We start from the raw sequence: 15,903 nt of genomic DNA, 5'->3' as shown, positions 1-15,903 counted from the left end.
GGTCGGTGACCTCGACAAGGCTCCCGCCGGCCGGAGCGGCGGGACCGGATCCGTCACCGGCTTCGGCGAGACCGCCCCGGCCCGCACCACGGCCGTCACCGACGGCACCCGGCCCACCGGCACCGACGGCACCCGGCCCACCCTCACGGGCAGCAGGCAGCACACCGTCACCGACGGCACCCGGCCCACCGTCACGAACGGCACCCGACCCACCCTCACGGGCAGCAGGCAACACACCGTCACCGACGCCACGCACGACGCCGTCGTCGGCTTCCGCAGGACTCACGACAGCACCACCCGTCGGTCGGCCACCGCGAACAGCACGTCCGCGACGGCATTGGCCAGGACCACGAAGAAGCCGGTGACCAGCACCATGCCGACCACCACCGGCAGGTCGACGACGGTCACCGCGTGCACGAGTTCGCGCCCGAGCCCCGGAAGACCGAACAACGTCTCGGAGAGCACGGCACCGCCGATCGCCGACCCGAAGTCGTTGGCGCTCAGCGCGATGACCGGCGCGACGGCGCCCCGCAGGGCGTGCCGCCCGATGATCGAACGCTCCCCCACTCCGTACGCACGGAAGGTGCGGACGTGGTCCTCCGCGAGCGTCTCCAGCATGGAGGCCCGGGTCAGACGGGCGTACTTGGCGGACTCGATCAGCGCCAGCGACAGCCAGGGCAGCAGCAGGTTCCACGCCCACTGCTCGGGGTCCTCGGTGAAGGGCACGTACTGCGGGAAGGGGAGCAGCTGCAACTGCCCGCAGACGACGATCATCAGCACCAGGCCGATGACGAAGACGGGGGTGGCCGTGCCGGCGAGGGTGACGGCGGTCAGCGCCCGCTCGGTGAACCGGCCGCGCCGCCAGGCGGACAGCACACCGGTGCCGACGCCGAGGATCAGCCACAGCACCGTCGCGCCGAGCACGAGCGAGAAGGTGACCGGCAGCTTCGCCCAGATCAGCTGGGTGACCTGCTGGCCGCTCTGGTAGGAGACGCCGAGGCAGGGCGCGCCGCAGTGCTGCACGGAGGTGCCGGTCGAGTAGTCCTGGCCGGCGAAGACGCCCTGGAGGAAGTGCCAGTAACGCACGTACAGCGGGTCGTCGAGCCTCAACTGCTCGGCGACCTGGTGCACCTGGGCGGGCGAGCAGCGCGGGCCGCAGGTGATCTGCGCGACGTCGCCGGGCGCGACGTAGAAGACGAGGTAGATGATCACGGAGATCGCGAACAGGGTGACGACGGCCCCGGCCAGGCGCCGCAGCGCGAAGCCCGGGAACCCGGCGAGCGAACCGCTCAGCCCTTTGAGGGCGCTCATGCCTTGGCCTCCCGCCTGCGTCCCGTGCCGATGCGCAGCCGTGAGGCGGCGCGCGGGTCGAGTGCGGTGCGCACTCCGTCGCCGAGCACGGTCAGCGCGAGCACGGTGACGAACAGCGCGCCGGCCGGGAGCAGCAGGTACTGAGGGGCCGCCTGGTACCAGATGTCGGCCGCGGTGAGCATCTGCCCCCAGGACGGCGTCGGCGGCTTCACGCCGACGCCGAGGAAGCTGAGCGCCGCCTCGACGGTGATGTTCGTGGGGACGAGCAGGGCGGCGTACGTGATGACGGGCGCGGCCAGCGCGGGCAGCAGCTCGCGGCGGGCGACGCGCCAGGCACCCCAGCCGCTGAGCCGGGCGGCGGCCACGTAGTCGAGCTCCTTGAGGGTCAGCGTGTGGGCGCGGACGATCTTCGCGATCGAACCCCACGCCACCAGACCGATGATGAGCGCGACGAGTACGGGCCGCTGGAAGCTGCTGGGGACGATCGCGAGCAGCGCGAGGGACATGATCATCAGCGGCATGGCGATGATGACGTCCGTGGCCCGGCTGAGCAGCTGGTCGACCCAGCGGTTCCCCAGGCCGGCCGCGACCCCCACCACGATGCCGATGAGGACCTGGACGAGCGTGGCGGCGAGCGCGACGCCGAGCGAGACGCGGGCGCCGTACACGAGGCGGGCGAAGAGGTCGCGGCCGGTCTGCGGCTCGACGCCGAGCCAGTGGTCGCCGCCGATGCCGCCGAGCGGGCCGACGGGCACACCGCCGCGCGCGGAGTCCACGAGTGAGGGGTGGTAGGTGGTCGGGTCCTGGCCCTCGACCGCGGTGAGCAGCGGCGCGGCGAGTGCGATCAGGACGAGCAGCGCGACGACGCCCGCCGCGACGAGGGCGGCGCGCTGCGCTCGCAGCCGCCGCCAGAACTGACGGGCCCCCGAGGCCCCCGGGACGGAGGGGTCCGTCCCGGGGGCCCGGGAGGCGACAAGTGCCTCGCTCACGGTGCTACTTCACCGAGACCTGGGAGATGTCCAGCACGCCGGTCCAGTCGCTGATCACGATGTTCTTGACGTCCTTGCCGTACAGGCGCTTGTAGACGGGGTGGAACAGCGGCACGGTCAGCGCCTGCTCGCCGATCTTCTTGTCCAGGGCGCCCCAGCGCTGGGCGGCCTGGTCGAGGTCGGTCAGCTTGTTGATCGCGTCGATCTCGGCGTTGACCGACTTGTCGTCGAGGAAGCCGGTGTTGAAGTTGGCGCCGTCCTTGACGATCTGGCGGCCGTCGAAGATGGGGGCCAGGAAGGGGCCGCCGGAGGGCCAGTCGGCGCCCCAGTGGGCGAGGAAGAGGCCGGGCTCGGTCTTGGCGCCGTGGATCTTGTCGCTGTAGTCGTTGTCCTCCAGGCCCTGGAGCTTGACGGTGATCCCGGCCTTCTTCAGGGCGTCCTGGAGGGCCGTGGCGATCTCGGGGCTGGTCTCGAAGTCCTTGCTGTTGGAGTGCGTGAGCGTGATGGTCAGGCCGTTCTTGTAGCCCGCCTCCTTCAGCAGCTCCTCGGCCTTGGCCGGGTTGCCCGACTTGCCCGCCGGGAAGTGGTCGTACGGCGTGTAGCCGAAGGACTTCTGGTCGGGCAGGTAGGTGGTCGCAGGCTCGGCGAGCGACGAGCCGCCGGCCGCGTTGATCACCGAGGTGCGGTCGACGGCGTACGAGATCGCCTGGCGGACCTTCGGGTTGTCGAACGGCTTCACCTTCGGGTTGAAGGCGAGGTAGTTGGTGTAGCCGAAGTGGCCGGTGCCGACGCGCGCGGCGAGGGCCTTGTCGCCGGACACCTTGGCGAGTTCGGCGGGGCCGAGGTTGGTGTCCGTGGTGACGGCGGCGGCATCCGCTCCCTGGGACGCGGAGAGCCGCTGGTTGATCACGGACGAGTCCAGGCCGGACCGTACGTCGATCTTGTCCGGGTAGGCCTTGCGCTCGGCGTCGGTCGACGCGGACCAGTGGGTGTTGCGATCCAGGACGAGCCGCTCGCCGTCGTTCTCGTTCTTGACGACCTTGTACGGGCCGGAGGAGACGGGGTGCTCCTCGTACTTCGTGCCGGTGTCCTTGGCCTTCGGGACGGGCGTGAACTGTGTCTGCGTGGCGAGGTAGGGGAACTCGCCCTCGGGCTTGTTCAGGTGGAAGACGATCGTCAGGTCGTCGGGCGTCTCGATCGAGTCGAGGCCCTTCTTGTCCTTGTAGGGGCCCTGGTAGTCGGCGCCGCCGATCAGCCAGTCCCGCAGGTAGGGGGCGCCGCCGGAGAGTTCGGCGGCGAAGGAGCGCTCGATGCCGTACTTGATGTCGGCCGAGGTGATGGGCGTGCCGTCCTCGTACGTGAGGCCCTTCTTCAGGGTGTACGTCCACACGGTCGCGTTCTTGCTCGGGCGGCCGGTGTCGGTGGCGAGGTCGGGGACGACCTGGGCGCCGGCCGCACCGTTCTCGCGGTTGCGCGTGGTGAGCGTGCGGAAGACGAGCGAGGGGACGTTGCCGCCGCCGGAGGTGTAGAGCCGCGCCGGGTCGAAGTCCTCCTGCGGGTTGGCGTTCAGGACGGTGAGGGTGCCGCCCTTCTGCGGCTTGGAGTCGGCACCGGCGCTGTTGGCATCGTTGTCCTTCGGCCCGCACGCGGCGGCGCCCGCTGCCACGACCAGGCTGACGGATGCCGCGGCCACGCGGCGCGCTATGACGGACGGATGACGCATCGGAAGACGACCTCTCGAATGGTGAGACTGATTGACGCAATGTGAGACGGAAGAGCGCAGAGCTCGCCCAGGGCGTCAGGCGTCGGCATCCGACCGGACCGCGCGCGTCACAGAAGACGGCACACGGAGAAGGAGTAACGAGAGGGAAAGCGACGCACTCGCCGGGGGCGGGCGTCAGCGACAGTGAATGTCGGCCACGCAGAGAGCGGTCACGCCGATCAGCGCCAGCTCAATGGCGGCGCGAGCGGAGACGTGACGAGGCGACATGCGGAGAAATATGAACGAACTTTCCCCGCATGTCAATGTGACCTGTGGGCCTGCTGTCAACTCCCGGGGTAAGCCCAGGGGTTGGCCTTGCAGTGGATTCCGTCGTGGTCGAGGAACTTGGTCTGCTGCTGCATCACGGGGGCGAGTTCGCCGTCCTTGTCGCAGCTGACGTGGCCGTATCCGAGCCGGTGGCCGACCTCGTGGTTGATCAGCATCTGCCGGTAGGAGTGAATTCGGTCACCGTAGGTCTCGGAGCCCTGCGCCCAGCGATAGGCGTTGATCATGACGCGCTCGGTCGAGGCCGAGTCGCACGACACGTTGTCCTCGGTCGTGTCGAGCCCGGACTTCGCGCACCACGTGGCGGTGGTGCCCGGGCTCGCGAGCGTGATGACGAAGTCGGGCTTGCCGGACGAGATCCGCTCGAAGGTGCGGGCGCCTCCGTGCGCCCAACTCCGTTTGTCGTTCAGGGTCTTCTGCACGGCCTGCGCGAAGAGCTCGGCGTCGAGGCCGAGGCCCCGCTCGACGTCGACGCGATAGGTGTACTTGCGCCCCTTGCCCGGCGCCCTGTCGAAGCCGGGGACGGTGTCGAACTTCCCCGAGCCCTTGAGCGTCGCGCCGAGCGCGTACGTCCTGGCCATCTTCTGGTCGTACGTCAGCGCCACCGCGCTCGGTGCCCCGGCCGGGGTCGGCCGTTTGTCGCCGCGCGAGGCGGAGTCGTGCGTCTGGCGGTCTCCACCGGTGGACCGGGCGTGCGCACTGGCGTCCTGCCGACCGGAGACGACCTGTCCGGCCACCACGACGGCCAGCACGGTGGTGACGGCTGCCGCCGCGATCCCGGTGAACGCGCGCCCCTTGCCGCCCTTGCCCGGCGCCTTCTCCTCGGTGTCCGGCAGCGGGCTCTGGCCGGTCTCCGCGTCCGGCGCGTCCCAGTCGGTGACGGAGCCGTACGGGTCGGCGCGGTGGGCTTCCTCGCCACGGGACGGGAAGGCGCCGGCGCGCGGCGCGAAGACGTCGCGGTCCTCGTCCTCGGCGGCGTCGAACGCGTCGATGTACGCCTGGCGGGGCGTGGAGCCCGACTCCTGGCGCTGACGGGGGATCCGGGGACCCACGGAACCGGGCGGCGCGCCGTGGGGCGCACCCTGCGGTGCCCCGCCCGGGGCACCGGACGTCCCGGCGCTCCCGAACTCGCCCCAGCCACCGCCGCCTTCACGCTGCTCGGGATGACCACCGCGCACCCGGGGGACGCCGTGGGCGGGGGTCCCGTCGGAGAACCGCGGCACACCGTGCGCGGGAGTCCCGTCCGGAAAACGCGGCACACCGTGCGCAGGCGTCCCGTCCGGAAAACGCGGCACACCGCGCGCAGGCGTCCCGTCCGAGAACCGCGGCACACCGCGCGCAGGCGTCCCGTCCGAGAACCCCGGCACACCACGCGCAGGCGTCCCGTCCGTCGCGGACCGTGGGCCCGGTGCCCCCTGCGGCGGAATCGCCCCGCGGCGGGCGGACGGGAATCCGGAGCCCGCGGCCGGTGCCGGCGCGGCCCCCCGTGCGCGCCCCGTCTCCTGCGCGGGATCCGCGGGTATCGCAGGTATCTCGGAGGTGTCGGTCTTGCCGTTCCGCCCCCGACGACTGTGACGTCCCACGCCCCGCCTCAGCCTTCCGCGCCGGTGCCGGACGGGGAGGCCTGCTCGCCCCCGTCGGCGAGAAGTTCACGGAACGCGGCGGCCACCGCCTCCGGGTACTCCATCATCGCCACGTGCCCCGCGTCCGGCAGGGACAGCAGCCGGGAGTCACGGAAGGCGCGGGCCGCGCGCTGGGCCATGCGGTAGCCGACGAGCTGGTCCCGGCCCCCGTAGACGAGGAGGGTCGGCGCGAGCACCCGCTCGGCCTGACGCCACAGTCCGTGCTGGCCGCCGAGCGTGTACGCGTTCACGAGCCCGCGGGACGAGCGGGCCATGGCGTCCCAGAAATAAGGGAGAGCGAGTCTCCGCTCCATCTCCTCCACCGCGTGCCGGAACCCCTCCGGCGTCACGATGCTGGGGTCGCCGTAACAGAGGGCCATCACCCCCCGGACGCGCTGCTCGGCGCTCCAGTCCTTGGTGAGCCTGGTGAAGAGCCCCGCCACGCCGGGCAGGGCCAGCAGCGCGGTCGGCCACGCGGTGCGCTGCGCGCGGAGCTCCGGCAGCGCGGGCGAGACCAGGGTGAGCGTGCGGACGAGGTCGGGGCGTACGGCCGCGACGCGTGTCGTGACCGCGCCGCCGAGCGAGTTGCCGAAGAGGTGCACGGGGCCGCGCTCGGCCGCGTCCAGATAGCGGATCACGGCGCGTGCGTGCGCCGTGACCGAGTAGTTCCCGTCGTCCGGCGGCGGGGAGTCGCCGAACCCGGGCAGGTCGAGGGCCTCGCTGTCCACGAGCCCGTCGAGGAGCGGCATCAGCGCCGACCAGTTCTGCGAGGAACCGCCGAGGCCGTGCACGTACAGCGCGGGAAGCAGGCCCTCGCGTGTCGCCGGTCTCGACCGCACGGTCAGGGTGATGCCCGGAAGGCCGACCGATCGCAGCCGCTCCCCGTCCGCAACCCTGACGGCGCCGACCCGGGGCGTGACGGTGGTGGCCAGCGCGGGCGGCAGCTCGGTCGAAGACATGCGGGCAATGTTACGAGACGATCACGCAGTGGTTCATGTGTTCGCCGTCACAGATGGCGTGCGGATCGCATAGCGTCCGGATCTCGTGTCTCCTAGGCTTCAGTCGAGGGCACTCGTACGCGTACGGCAACGCACGCGCACCGTTCGGGAAGAGGAATCATGACAGTCGACCCGACAGACCCCGGGACGTTCGACGACCAGTTCCGGGAGATCCTCGACGAGGAAGCCCCGGAGGCCGACACCGCCGAGCAGCGCACCGAGCTGGACCCTGTGGAAGAGGTGGCCGTACCCCCGGGCGACCCCCTCAACGCCAACGAGGCCGATCTCGCGGAACAGGCCAGGGTCGTACGGCTGAACGAGGACGACTACCGGTGACGGGACGCCGCTGACCAGGCACGTCGCGGTGAGATGGAGTGCATCTCACCCGATTCGGGCCGCTCTGCGCGCTATCGGTGGCGTCCGGTCCGTGAAATTCTGCGCTCGCACCGCGCACAGCACGGTTACCGAAAAGTACGATGGCCGCGCGGCGCACACCGCATGTGGACGATTTTGGGAGGCGGCGTGACAGCCATCGAGCAGACAGAGGCGGCACGCCCGCGGGGCACTCGGCTGCCGCGCCGGGCACGGCGCAACCAGCTCCTCGGCGCCGCCCAGGAAGTGTTCGTTGCGCAGGGGTACCACTCGGCCGCGATGGACGACATCGCGGAGCGCGCGGGCGTCAGCAAGCCGGTCCTCTACCAGCACTTCCCGGGCAAGCTCGACCTTTACCTCGCTCTGCTGGACCAGCACTGCGAGTCGCTGCTCCAGGCCGTGCGTGCGGCGCTCGCGTCGACGACGGACAACAAGCTGCGCGTGCGCGCCACGATGGACGCCTACTTCGCGTACGTCGAGGACGACGGCGGCGCCTTCCGGCTGGTCTTCGAGTCGGACCTGACCAACGAGCCCGCGGTCCGCGAGCGCGTGGACAAGGTCACGCACGAGTGCGCGGAGGCGATCTGCGAGGTCATCGCCGAGGACACCGGTCTCTCGCGCGCCGAGTCGATGCTCCTCGCCTCGGGTCTCGGCGGACTCGCCCAGGTGGTGGCCCGCTCCTGGCTGCACAGCGACCGCAGCGTTCCGCGCGACCAGGCGGTCCAGCTGCTGACCTCGCTGGCCTGGCGGGGCATCGCGGGCTTCCCGCTGCACGGCACCGATCATCACTGACCGCCACTTTGTTCCCGTCCCCTGTTCGCTCCTGGCGTTCTCGGGCGGAGCGTGTACGTCCCCTCACCGGGCTAATGTGTGCTGCGTACGGCGCGTACGGACGCGCACATCACTGACCGTCGGAGGGACATAGCCGTGGAGGTCAAGATCGGCGTGCAGCACGCGCCCCGCGAGATCGTTCTGGAGAGCGGTCAGACCCCGGAAGAGGTCGAGCGCGCGGTGTCCGAGGCGCTGGCCGGCAAGTCGCAGCTGCTCAGCCTCGTGGACGACCACGGCCGCAAGGTCCTGGTTCCGGCAGACCGCCTCGCGTACGTGGAGCTCGGCGAGCCCACCCAGCGCAAGGTGGGATTCAGCGCGCTGTAGTTCGGCGAGCGGAAGCATGAAGGGCCCGGTGACGATGTCACCGGGCCCTTGCTCGTGCCGCCGCCGGACCCGCTCCGCCTGCTCCGCTCCGCCGACGACGCCCTGGTCGCGACAGGTGTGCGCGGTGGTGCGGGCACGGTCGTGACCGCCCCGCCCGGAGCACGGATCGATCATTGAGGAGGATTGCATTCCGCACGTCACGGGTAAGACCGCCTACGACCGATTTGCACCCGGCCGTGCGGGAGGGACCCCCACCATGCTGTTGGAAACGCTCGGCTCCGCGTTGCTCGGTTTCGCACTCGCGTGGGCGGCCGCGTACCGCCTGCCGCACCGGCTGCCCGCCCGCAGCCTGGTCCTCTCGACCGGAGTGGCCGGAGCCCTGTTCGGTGCCTTCCTGACGCACACCGCTCTGGGCGCCGGCCACTTCCTGGTGATCCTGCTCGGCGCGGCCGCCGTCTCCGCGGCCCTGCTGTCCCTGCTGCTCCGTCCGGCGGAAAGATTTCGGCGCCGCTCGGCGACGGCGTGACCCCCTGCGCAAGGCTCTGAGCGACGCGCTGGGCCACGTCCGGGACCGGGCACACCGCCGACCGCACGACCACAGCTGACCGGGCCGGACGGAAGACGGCCCCCGACGGGGGCCTGTCCGACGAGCTCTAGGCGGCGAGGCCGAGCGCGGCCATCCGCTTCGTGTGCGCCTCGGTGATCCGGGAGAACATCCGGCCGACCTCGGCGAGGTCGAAGCCGTCCGCGACACCGCCCACGAGCATCGTCGACAGCGCGTCCCGGTCGGCGACCACACGCTGCGACTGGGACAGCGCCTCGCCCATCAGCCGGCGGGCCCACAGCGCGAGCCGGCCGCCCACACGCGGGTCGGCGTCGATCGCGGCGCGCACCTTCTCGATGGCGAACCCGGCGTGGCCGGTGTCGTCGAGGACGGCGAGGACGAGACCGCGGGTGTCCGAGTCGAGGCGCGCGGCGACCTCACGGTAGAAGTCGCTGGCGATCGAGTCGCCGACGTACGCCTTGACGAGCCCTTCCAGCCAGTCGGAGGGCGCCGTCTGCTTGTGGAAACCGTCGAGGGCGGCGACGAAGGGCTCCATCGCCTGCGTCGGCTCGGCGCCGATCGCCGCGAGCCGGTCGCGCAGCTGCTCGAAGTGGTGGAACTCGGCGGAGGCCATCTTCGCCAGCTCGGCCTTGTCGCTCAGCGTGGGCGCCAGCTTGGCGTCCTCGGCGAGCCGCTCGAACGCCGCGAGCTCGCCGTACGCGAGCGCTCCGAGCAGGTCCACGACCGCGGCGCGGTACTGAGGGTCGGCGGAGGCCGTGTCCCAGTCCTGGGCGGCGACTCCGGTGGCCGCCGGGGCGGCGTCGGTGGCCTCGGCGGGCTTCTCAGCGGCGTTGTCAGGCGTCGTCATGAAGCGCACAATAGCCCGCTCACCGCAGGACGGAAGTCCCTGGTCAACCAGTGTGACGCCGACGACGTGACCGAATCGGCCATCGCATGTGCGCGATTCCAGGGTATGGTGGTAATGCGCCCGGCGAGTATTCGACGGGCCGCACGAATGAGGATGCCCGGTCGGTGGCCCGATCGGCTCCGACCCGACAGCCCTCCTCGTCCGTACGGCACTGTGCGTACGACATCCGGAGGGACACCCTCAGCGGTACGAGCGCTAGAGCGTCGGCAGTGGTCCCATGCCACTCGGCCCGCCTGACAAGCGGCCGACGTCCCCGGCACGGTCCGACACGACCCCCGCGCTCGCCTCGCACCGCGCACACAGAAGAGGCAGCACCCTGACTACGACTTTCCGAGAGCTCGGAATCCTTCCCGAGACGGCCGAGGCCCTGGAGGCCGTCGGCATCATCAACCCCTTCCCCATCCAGGAGATGACGCTCCCCGTTGCCCTCTCCGGCACCGACGTCATCGGCCAGGCCAAGACCGGCACCGGCAAGACGCTGGGCTTCGGCCTTCCGCTCCTCGAGCGCGTCACCGTCCCCGCGGACGTCGAGGCGGGCCGGGCCCAGCCCGAGCAGCTCACCGACGCACCGCAGGCCCTCGTCGTCGTCCCGACGCGCGAGCTGTGCACCCAGGTGACCAACGACCTGCTCACCGCGGGCAAGGTCCGCAACGTACGCGTCCTCGCCATCTACGGCGGCCGTGCCTACGAGCCTCAGGTCGAGGCCCTCAAGAAGGGCGTCGACGTGATCGTCGGCACCCCCGGGCGTCTGCTGGACCTCGCGGGCCAGAAGAAGCTCAACCTCAAGCACATCAAGGCGCTCGTCCTCGACGAGGCCGACGAGATGCTCGACCTGGGCTTCCTGCCCGACGTCGAGAAGATCATCAACATGCTTCCGGCGCGCCGCCAGACGATGCTGTTCTCGGCGACCATGCCGGGCGCGGTCATCGGTCTCGCCCGCCGGTACATGTCGCAGCCCACGCACATCCGCGCCACCGCGCCGGACGACGAGGGCGTGACGGTCGCGAACATCTCGCAGCACGTCTACCGCGCGCACAACATGGACAAGGCCGAGATGGTCGCGCGCATACTGCAGGCCGAGGGCCGCGGTCTGGCGATGATCTTCTGCCGCACCAAGCGGACGGCGGCGGACCTCGCCGACCAGCTCCAGCAGCGCGGCTTCGCCTCCGGCGCGGTCCACGGCGACCTCGGCCAGGGTGCCCGCGAGCAGGCGCTGCGCGCCTTCCGCAACGGCAAGGTCGACGTCCTCGTCTGCACCGATGTCGCCGCGCGCGGCATCGACGTCGAAGGCGTCACCCACGTCATCAACTACCAGTCCCCCGAGGACGAGAAGACGTACCTGCACCGCATCGGCCGTACCGGCCGCGCCGGTGCCTCCGGTACGGCGATCACGCTCGTCGACTGGGACGACATCCCGCGCTGGCAGCTGATCAACAAGGCGCTGGAGCTCAACTTCAACGACCCGCCGGAGACGTACTCCACGTCCCCGCACCTCTTCGAGGAACTCAGCATCCCGGCCGGCACCAAGGGTGTCCTGCCGCGCTCCGAGCGCACCCGCGCGGGGCTCGCGGCCGAGGAGGTCGAGGACCTGGGCGAGACCGGTGGCCGCGGAGCGCGCGGTCGCGGTGGGCGCTCCTCCGGGCCCTCGTCCGCCGAGCGCGAGCGCCCGGCGCGCACGCCGCGCCGCCGTCGGCGCACGCGCAACGGCGCGCCGCTGGACGAGGCAACCGCCTCCCCTGCGGCCACGCCCGAGTCCGCTCCCGCGGACGCGGAGGTCTCCGAGCCCCGCACGCCGCGCCGTCGCCGGCGTACGCGTGCCGGTGCCGCGGAGCCGGTCGCGGCCACGCCCGCGGCGACCTTCGTGGAGCCCGCGGCGGCCGAGGCCGCTCAGGATGCCGTGACGACCGCCGAGAGCGTCGTCGCGGAGCCCGCGAAGCCCCGTCGCCGGCGGACCCGCAAGGCCGTCGAGTCCGTCACGGCCGTGGAGTCCGCGGTCGTGGAGTCGTCGCCGGCGGCCGAGGCCGTCGTCGAGACCGTCGCCGCGGAGGTCACCGAGGCTCCCGCCCGGCGCCGGACGCGCAAGGCCGCGACCACTGCCGTCGAGACGGCCGAGGCCGTTGCCGAGGCTCCGGCCGCACCGGTCAAGGCGCGGCGCACCCGCAAGGCAGCGGAGACCGCCGTCGCCACGGTCGAGGCCGCTTCGGCCGAGACCGCGGGCGAGGTCGCCGAGGCCAAGCCGCGGCGCACCCGGGCCAAGGCCACGACCACCGCTGCCGCCGAGGCCGCCGAGGCCGCCGAGGCCAAGCCCGTCCGCCGACGCACCCGCAAGGCCGTCGACGCCGAGATCCCGGCCCAGACCGCCGCCGACGACACCGACGCCAAGCCCGTCCGCCGCCGGACGCGCAAGGCCACGACCGCTGCCGTCGAGACGGCCGAGGCCGTTGCCGAGGCTCCGGCCGCACCGGCCAAGGCGCGGCGCACCCGCAAGGCCGCTGCCGCTCCGGAGGCGGCGGGCGAGGTCGCCGAGGCCAAGCCGCGCCGTACCCGGGCCAAGGCCACGACCACCGCTGCCGCCGAGGCCGCCGTGGACACCGCCGAAGCCGCCGAGGCCAAGCCCGTCCGCCGACGCACCCGCAAGGCCGTCGACGCCGAGATCCCGGCCCAGACCGCCGCCGACGACACCGACGCCAAGCCCGTCCGCCGCCGGACGCGCAAGGCCACGACGGCTGCCGCGGAGCCCGCGGAGAGCTGAGTCGCCGACCCTGAGCGGCCCGGTCCCACCCGAGGTGGGGCCGGGCCGTTCGTCTTGCGCTCCCCCGGTCCCCGGTCCGCCCGGGGTCTCTCCCCGCGTCCCCTGATTCGCCCGAACAGCGGGGTCCCCCTCCCGGAGCTCCGCCCCGGTCCCCGCCCCGCGCAGGCCGTGTGACCGTCGTCGCGTTCGCGGGCGGGCGCGCGCGGCCCCTTGCGGGTGCCGATAGCCTCGGCTCATGAGTCGGCCCCCAACGTTCGTCCCGCCCGCCGGAGTCCGCGCCTACCGCCTGTCCACCGAGCGCGGCGAGTTCGCCGTGCTCGACGCGGCTCCCCAGGGACGCCCCAAGGGAACCGCCCTGCTGCTGCCCGGGTTCACCGGCAGCAAGGAGGACTTCATCGCGCTGCACGGGCCGTTGGCCGCGGACGGATACCGGACGGTGGCCGTCGACGGGCGCGGCCAGTACGAGACCGAGGGCCCCAAGGACGACGAAACGCCGTACGCACAGGAGGAGTTGGCGCGGGACGTGCTCGCGCAGGCGGCCGCGCTCGGCGCTCCGCTGCATCTCGTCGGGCACTCCCTGGGCGGCCAGATCTCGCGCACCGCGGTGCTGCTGGACCCGTCCCCGTTCGTCTCACTGACGCTCATCGCCTCCGGCCCCGCCCAGATCTCCTCCTCCCAGCAGGCGCGCGTCAAGCTGCTGCGGGACGCGCTGGCCGTGATGGGCATGGCCCAGGTGTGGGAGGCGATCCAGGCGATGGAGCCGCCGGAGGAGACCGACACCGGCGGTGTCGACTCGGGGCTCGACGACATCGCCGCGCTGCGCAGGCGCTGGCTCGCCAACAGTCCCGCTCAACTCGTGGCGACGGGACGCCAGCTGTGCACGGAGCCCGACCGTGTCGCCGAACTGGCCGCTCTCCCCCTGCCGAAGCACGTGCTCTCCGGTGCGCACGACGACACCTGGCCGGTGACGCTGCTGGACGAGATGGCCGTCCGGCTCGGCGCCCGCCGCACGGTCATACCCGGAGCCGAGCACTCCCCCAACACGGACCAGCCCCTCCTGACGGCCCGCGCCCTGGCCGGGTTCTGGAACGACAACCCGGACGCCGGGTAGCCGAGGCTAGTACTGCGTCTGCAGGTGCTCCCAGAAGCCGTCGCGCAGGGCACGGCGCAGATCGGACTGCCCCCGCAGGGAGTACTGGAGCATCCCCTCGGCCTCGACCAGCAGGTCCTGGTCGACCAGGCCGGGAAGGTACGGATGTCCGGGCAGGAGCTCCACGAGTGACTCACGGCCCCGCGCTGCCAGCCATTTCGCCGCGATCTGGGCGCCCACGAACCGCACGTCCTCGCGGCTGGGCCGGCTCGCCGCCGTCGCGTCGTACGTGAGGGCGGTCCGCCGCGACACGTACGGCTTGAAGAAGTCGAGATCGAGGGTGCGCTGGCTGTCGACCTCCCACAGAAGGGGCTCCGCCTGGTTGCGTCCCTCGGGTGCCTCGATCCCCCAGAGGTGGACGCGCGCCCCGTACCCCTGGGCCGCCTCGACCGCCGACACCAGGTCCTCGTCGCCGCCGAGCAGCGCGGCGTCGCTGATGGCGCGGTGCCGGGCAAGGGACTCCAGGTCGGACCTGATGAGTGAATCGACGCCCTTCTGCTGGTTGTTGGCGTTCAGGTTGCCCAGCCGGACCTTGACGTCGGGCAGTTCGGCGATCGACTGCTGCTCGCTGGTGTGGATGCGGCGGCGCGCCCCGTCGTACCAGTAGACGCGGAGCAGCCTGCTGTCGGCGAAGATCGTGCGGGCCCGGTCGATGAGGGCCTCGATGAGGCCCTCGGTGTCCAGATCGAAGGAACGCCGGTCCTCCGTGCCGACGGCGAGCCGTCCCGCCGCCGCGTACAGGTATCCCGCGTCGACGAAGATCGCGTGCGTGGACGGTGTCTTCGCCACCTCGGCGAGCATGCGCTGCAGGAGCTCGTTCGTGCGGTCGATGCGGGCGCCGAGCGCCAGGAGGTCGTCGTTCATCGCCACTATTGTCCCGGCGGTCACGCTGCGAACACAACTGGTCCCGTTCAGTCCCCGAACAGTCTCCGCCACATCGCTTACCAGCCGATAATTAGGTTCTCGAAAATTTTCCTTAGCGTAGGGAATGTTTGTAACACGCACCCCGTTGAATACGTACGGATGCGGGCGCACTGTCGCCTTGCATGCCTCACACGAGTAGTTCTCCTCAGGAGGATGACCAGACGAAGGGAGAAGCCCATGCGCTTCGAAATCATGCGACTCGACGATGTCGACGGCACCCCCGTGGACAGCACCGTCGTGGACGCCGCCTCCGTCAACCGGATCGTTCAGCAGGCCGCGGCCATCGGGCAGCGACTGTGGATCCGCCCGGCCGAATCGTCCGCCTCGTAGGACGAGGACGCGCTTCGTCACGCGGACGTCATCGGTTCACCGACTTCGGAGCCCCGCACGGCATCGGCCGTGCGGGGCTCCGCGTGCGTGTGGACCCGGGGCGCCGCGTCTCAGCTCGCCCGGATCACCTGGGTGACGCCGTTGATGATCTGCTGCACGGCGATCGCGGAGAGCATCATGCCCGCGAGGCGGGTGACCAGCACGACACCGCCGTCCTTGATGACTCGGATGATCACCAGGGAGTACCGCATCACGACCCACAGCACGACGTGGATCGCGAGGATCGCGGTCCACACCGACACCTGCGTGGCGACCGTGTCGGCCTTCTGCACGGCCAGGATCACGGACACGATCGCGCCCGGACCGGCCAGCAACGGCATGCCCAGCGGCACGAGGGCGACGTTCACGTCCTTGGTCTGCTTGGGCTCGTCGGTCTTGCCGGTGAGCAGGTCGAGGGCGATCAGCAGGAGCAGCAGGCCGCCCGCGATCATCAGGGCGGGCACGGAGACATGAAGGTAGTCGAGGATCTGGTGCCCGAGCAGCCCGAAGACCGCGATCACGCCCCCGGCCACGCAGACGGCCTGGAAGGCCATCCGCCGCTGCACCTTGGCGGGGCGTCCCGCGGTGAGCGCGAGGAAGATCGGAGTGATCCCGGGGGGATCCATGATGACGAAGAGGGTGAGGAACAGGGAGCCGAAGACGGCGACGTCGAACACGGTGAATGGCCTTGCGAACGTGGTGAGAGCGGGTGTGCCGCTGGGGCGGGCGTTCCGCGCGGCAC

16 protein-coding genes are annotated in these 15,903 nt (G+C 71.4%); 7 read left to right on the top strand and 9 right to left on the bottom strand.

Annotation, left to right across the window (positions count from 1 at the left end):
- Window positions 1–282 precede the first annotated feature (282 nt).
- The 6 genes from ACSYGO_RS30060 to ACSYGO_RS30035 all read right to left on the bottom strand — a co-directional run bounded on the left by ACSYGO_RS30060 (window position 283) and on the right by ACSYGO_RS30035 (window position 6,928).
- Window positions 283–1,311, bottom strand: coding sequence for an ABC transporter permease (locus tag ACSYGO_RS30060; RefSeq protein WP_426682748.1), 1,029 nt, complete (start codon window positions 1,309–1,311; stop codon window positions 283–285).
- The gene (locus ACSYGO_RS30055) at window positions 1,308–2,300 is read right to left on the bottom strand and encodes an ABC transporter permease (protein WP_460388328.1); all 993 of its coding nucleotides are present in this window, start codon (window positions 2,298–2,300) and stop codon (window positions 1,308–1,310) included. Before ACSYGO_RS30055 ends, ACSYGO_RS30060 begins: the two co-directional genes overlap by 4 nt.
- Before the next feature lie 4 nt (window positions 2,301–2,304).
- A complete protein-coding gene (locus ACSYGO_RS30050) occupies window positions 2,305–4,023 on the bottom strand; it encodes an ABC transporter substrate-binding protein (RefSeq protein WP_460388326.1) in 1,719 nt (572 codons plus the stop codon).
- 174 nt (window positions 4,024–4,197) lie between these two features.
- Window positions 4,198–4,290, bottom strand: coding sequence for an Ms4533A family Cys-rich leader peptide (locus ACSYGO_RS30045; protein WP_324608112.1), 93 nt, complete (start codon window positions 4,288–4,290; stop codon window positions 4,198–4,200).
- Between the two features lie 56 nt (window positions 4,291–4,346).
- Complete coding sequence (locus ACSYGO_RS30040) at window positions 4,347–5,930, bottom strand: DUF3152 domain-containing protein (RefSeq protein WP_460388324.1); 1,584 nt, start codon at window positions 5,928–5,930, stop codon at window positions 4,347–4,349.
- Between the two features lie 8 nt (window positions 5,931–5,938).
- The gene (locus ACSYGO_RS30035) at window positions 5,939–6,928 is read right to left on the bottom strand and encodes an alpha/beta fold hydrolase (protein ID WP_460388323.1); all 990 of its coding nucleotides are present in this window, start codon (window positions 6,926–6,928) and stop codon (window positions 5,939–5,941) included.
- 159 nt (window positions 6,929–7,087) lie between these two features.
- On the opposite strand from ACSYGO_RS30035, the gene ACSYGO_RS30030 reads away from it, so the two are divergent.
- From ACSYGO_RS30030 to ACSYGO_RS30015, 4 genes are all read left to right on the top strand, one after another.
- Window positions 7,088–7,303 (top strand): hypothetical protein, encoded by a 216-nt coding sequence (locus tag ACSYGO_RS30030; protein ID WP_426682753.1) that lies wholly within the window; start codon window positions 7,088–7,090, stop codon window positions 7,301–7,303.
- Window positions 7,304–7,489: 186 nt separating this feature from the next.
- Window positions 7,490–8,131 carry a TetR/AcrR family transcriptional regulator gene (locus ACSYGO_RS30025; protein ID WP_426682754.1) on the top strand — a complete coding sequence of 214 codons (642 nt, stop codon included), beginning with the start codon at window positions 7,490–7,492 and terminating at the stop codon, window positions 8,129–8,131.
- Between the two features lie 135 nt (window positions 8,132–8,266).
- Window positions 8,267–8,494 (top strand): DUF3107 domain-containing protein, encoded by a 228-nt coding sequence (locus ACSYGO_RS30020; protein WP_028801993.1) that lies wholly within the window; start codon window positions 8,267–8,269, stop codon window positions 8,492–8,494.
- Between the two features lie 256 nt (window positions 8,495–8,750).
- Window positions 8,751–9,020 carry a hypothetical protein gene (locus tag ACSYGO_RS30015; RefSeq protein ID WP_028801992.1) on the top strand — a complete coding sequence of 90 codons (270 nt, stop codon included), beginning with the start codon at window positions 8,751–8,753 and terminating at the stop codon, window positions 9,018–9,020.
- Window positions 9,021–9,147: 127 nt separating this feature from the next.
- Here the strand turns inward: ACSYGO_RS30015 and ACSYGO_RS30010 are convergent, their stop codons facing one another.
- Window positions 9,148–9,915, bottom strand: coding sequence for a ferritin-like fold-containing protein (locus ACSYGO_RS30010; protein ID WP_095936491.1), 768 nt, complete (start codon window positions 9,913–9,915; stop codon window positions 9,148–9,150).
- A gap of 460 nt (window positions 9,916–10,375) precedes the next feature.
- Here ACSYGO_RS30010 and ACSYGO_RS30005 point away from each other — a divergent pair, with 460 nt between their 5' ends.
- Both ACSYGO_RS30005 and ACSYGO_RS30000 read left to right on the top strand, forming a co-directional pair.
- Window positions 10,376–12,718, top strand: a complete 2,343-nt coding sequence (locus ACSYGO_RS30005) for a DEAD/DEAH box helicase (RefSeq protein ID WP_460389779.1) — start codon at window positions 10,376–10,378, stop codon at window positions 12,716–12,718.
- A 235-nt stretch (window positions 12,719–12,953) separates the two neighbouring features.
- A complete protein-coding gene (locus tag ACSYGO_RS30000) occupies window positions 12,954–13,829 on the top strand; it encodes an alpha/beta fold hydrolase (protein ID WP_460388320.1) in 876 nt (291 codons plus the stop codon).
- 6 nt (window positions 13,830–13,835) lie between these two features.
- Here ACSYGO_RS30000 and ACSYGO_RS29995 read toward each other — a convergent pair whose 3' ends face one another.
- Window positions 13,836–14,732 (bottom strand): NYN domain-containing protein, encoded by an 897-nt coding sequence (locus ACSYGO_RS29995; protein ID WP_426680037.1) that lies wholly within the window; start codon window positions 14,730–14,732, stop codon window positions 13,836–13,838.
- A 237-nt stretch (window positions 14,733–14,969) separates the two neighbouring features.
- On the opposite strand from ACSYGO_RS29995, the gene ACSYGO_RS29990 reads away from it, so the two are divergent.
- A complete protein-coding gene (locus ACSYGO_RS29990; protein WP_095936476.1) occupies window positions 14,970–15,122 on the top strand; it encodes a hypothetical protein in 153 nt (50 codons plus the stop codon).
- 110 nt (window positions 15,123–15,232) lie between these two features.
- On the opposite strand, the gene ACSYGO_RS29985 is transcribed toward ACSYGO_RS29990, so the two are convergent.
- Window positions 15,233–15,838: a MarC family protein gene (locus ACSYGO_RS29985; RefSeq protein ID WP_028801987.1), complete on the bottom strand. Its 606-nt coding sequence runs from the start codon at window positions 15,836–15,838 to the stop codon at window positions 15,233–15,235.
- Window positions 15,839–15,903 lie beyond the last annotated feature (65 nt).

The sequence above is a fragment of the Streptomyces krungchingensis genome (assembly GCF_054729265.1).
Note: the sequence above shows the minus strand (reverse complement) of the source record. Positions and strands in the feature narration are given on the sequence as shown.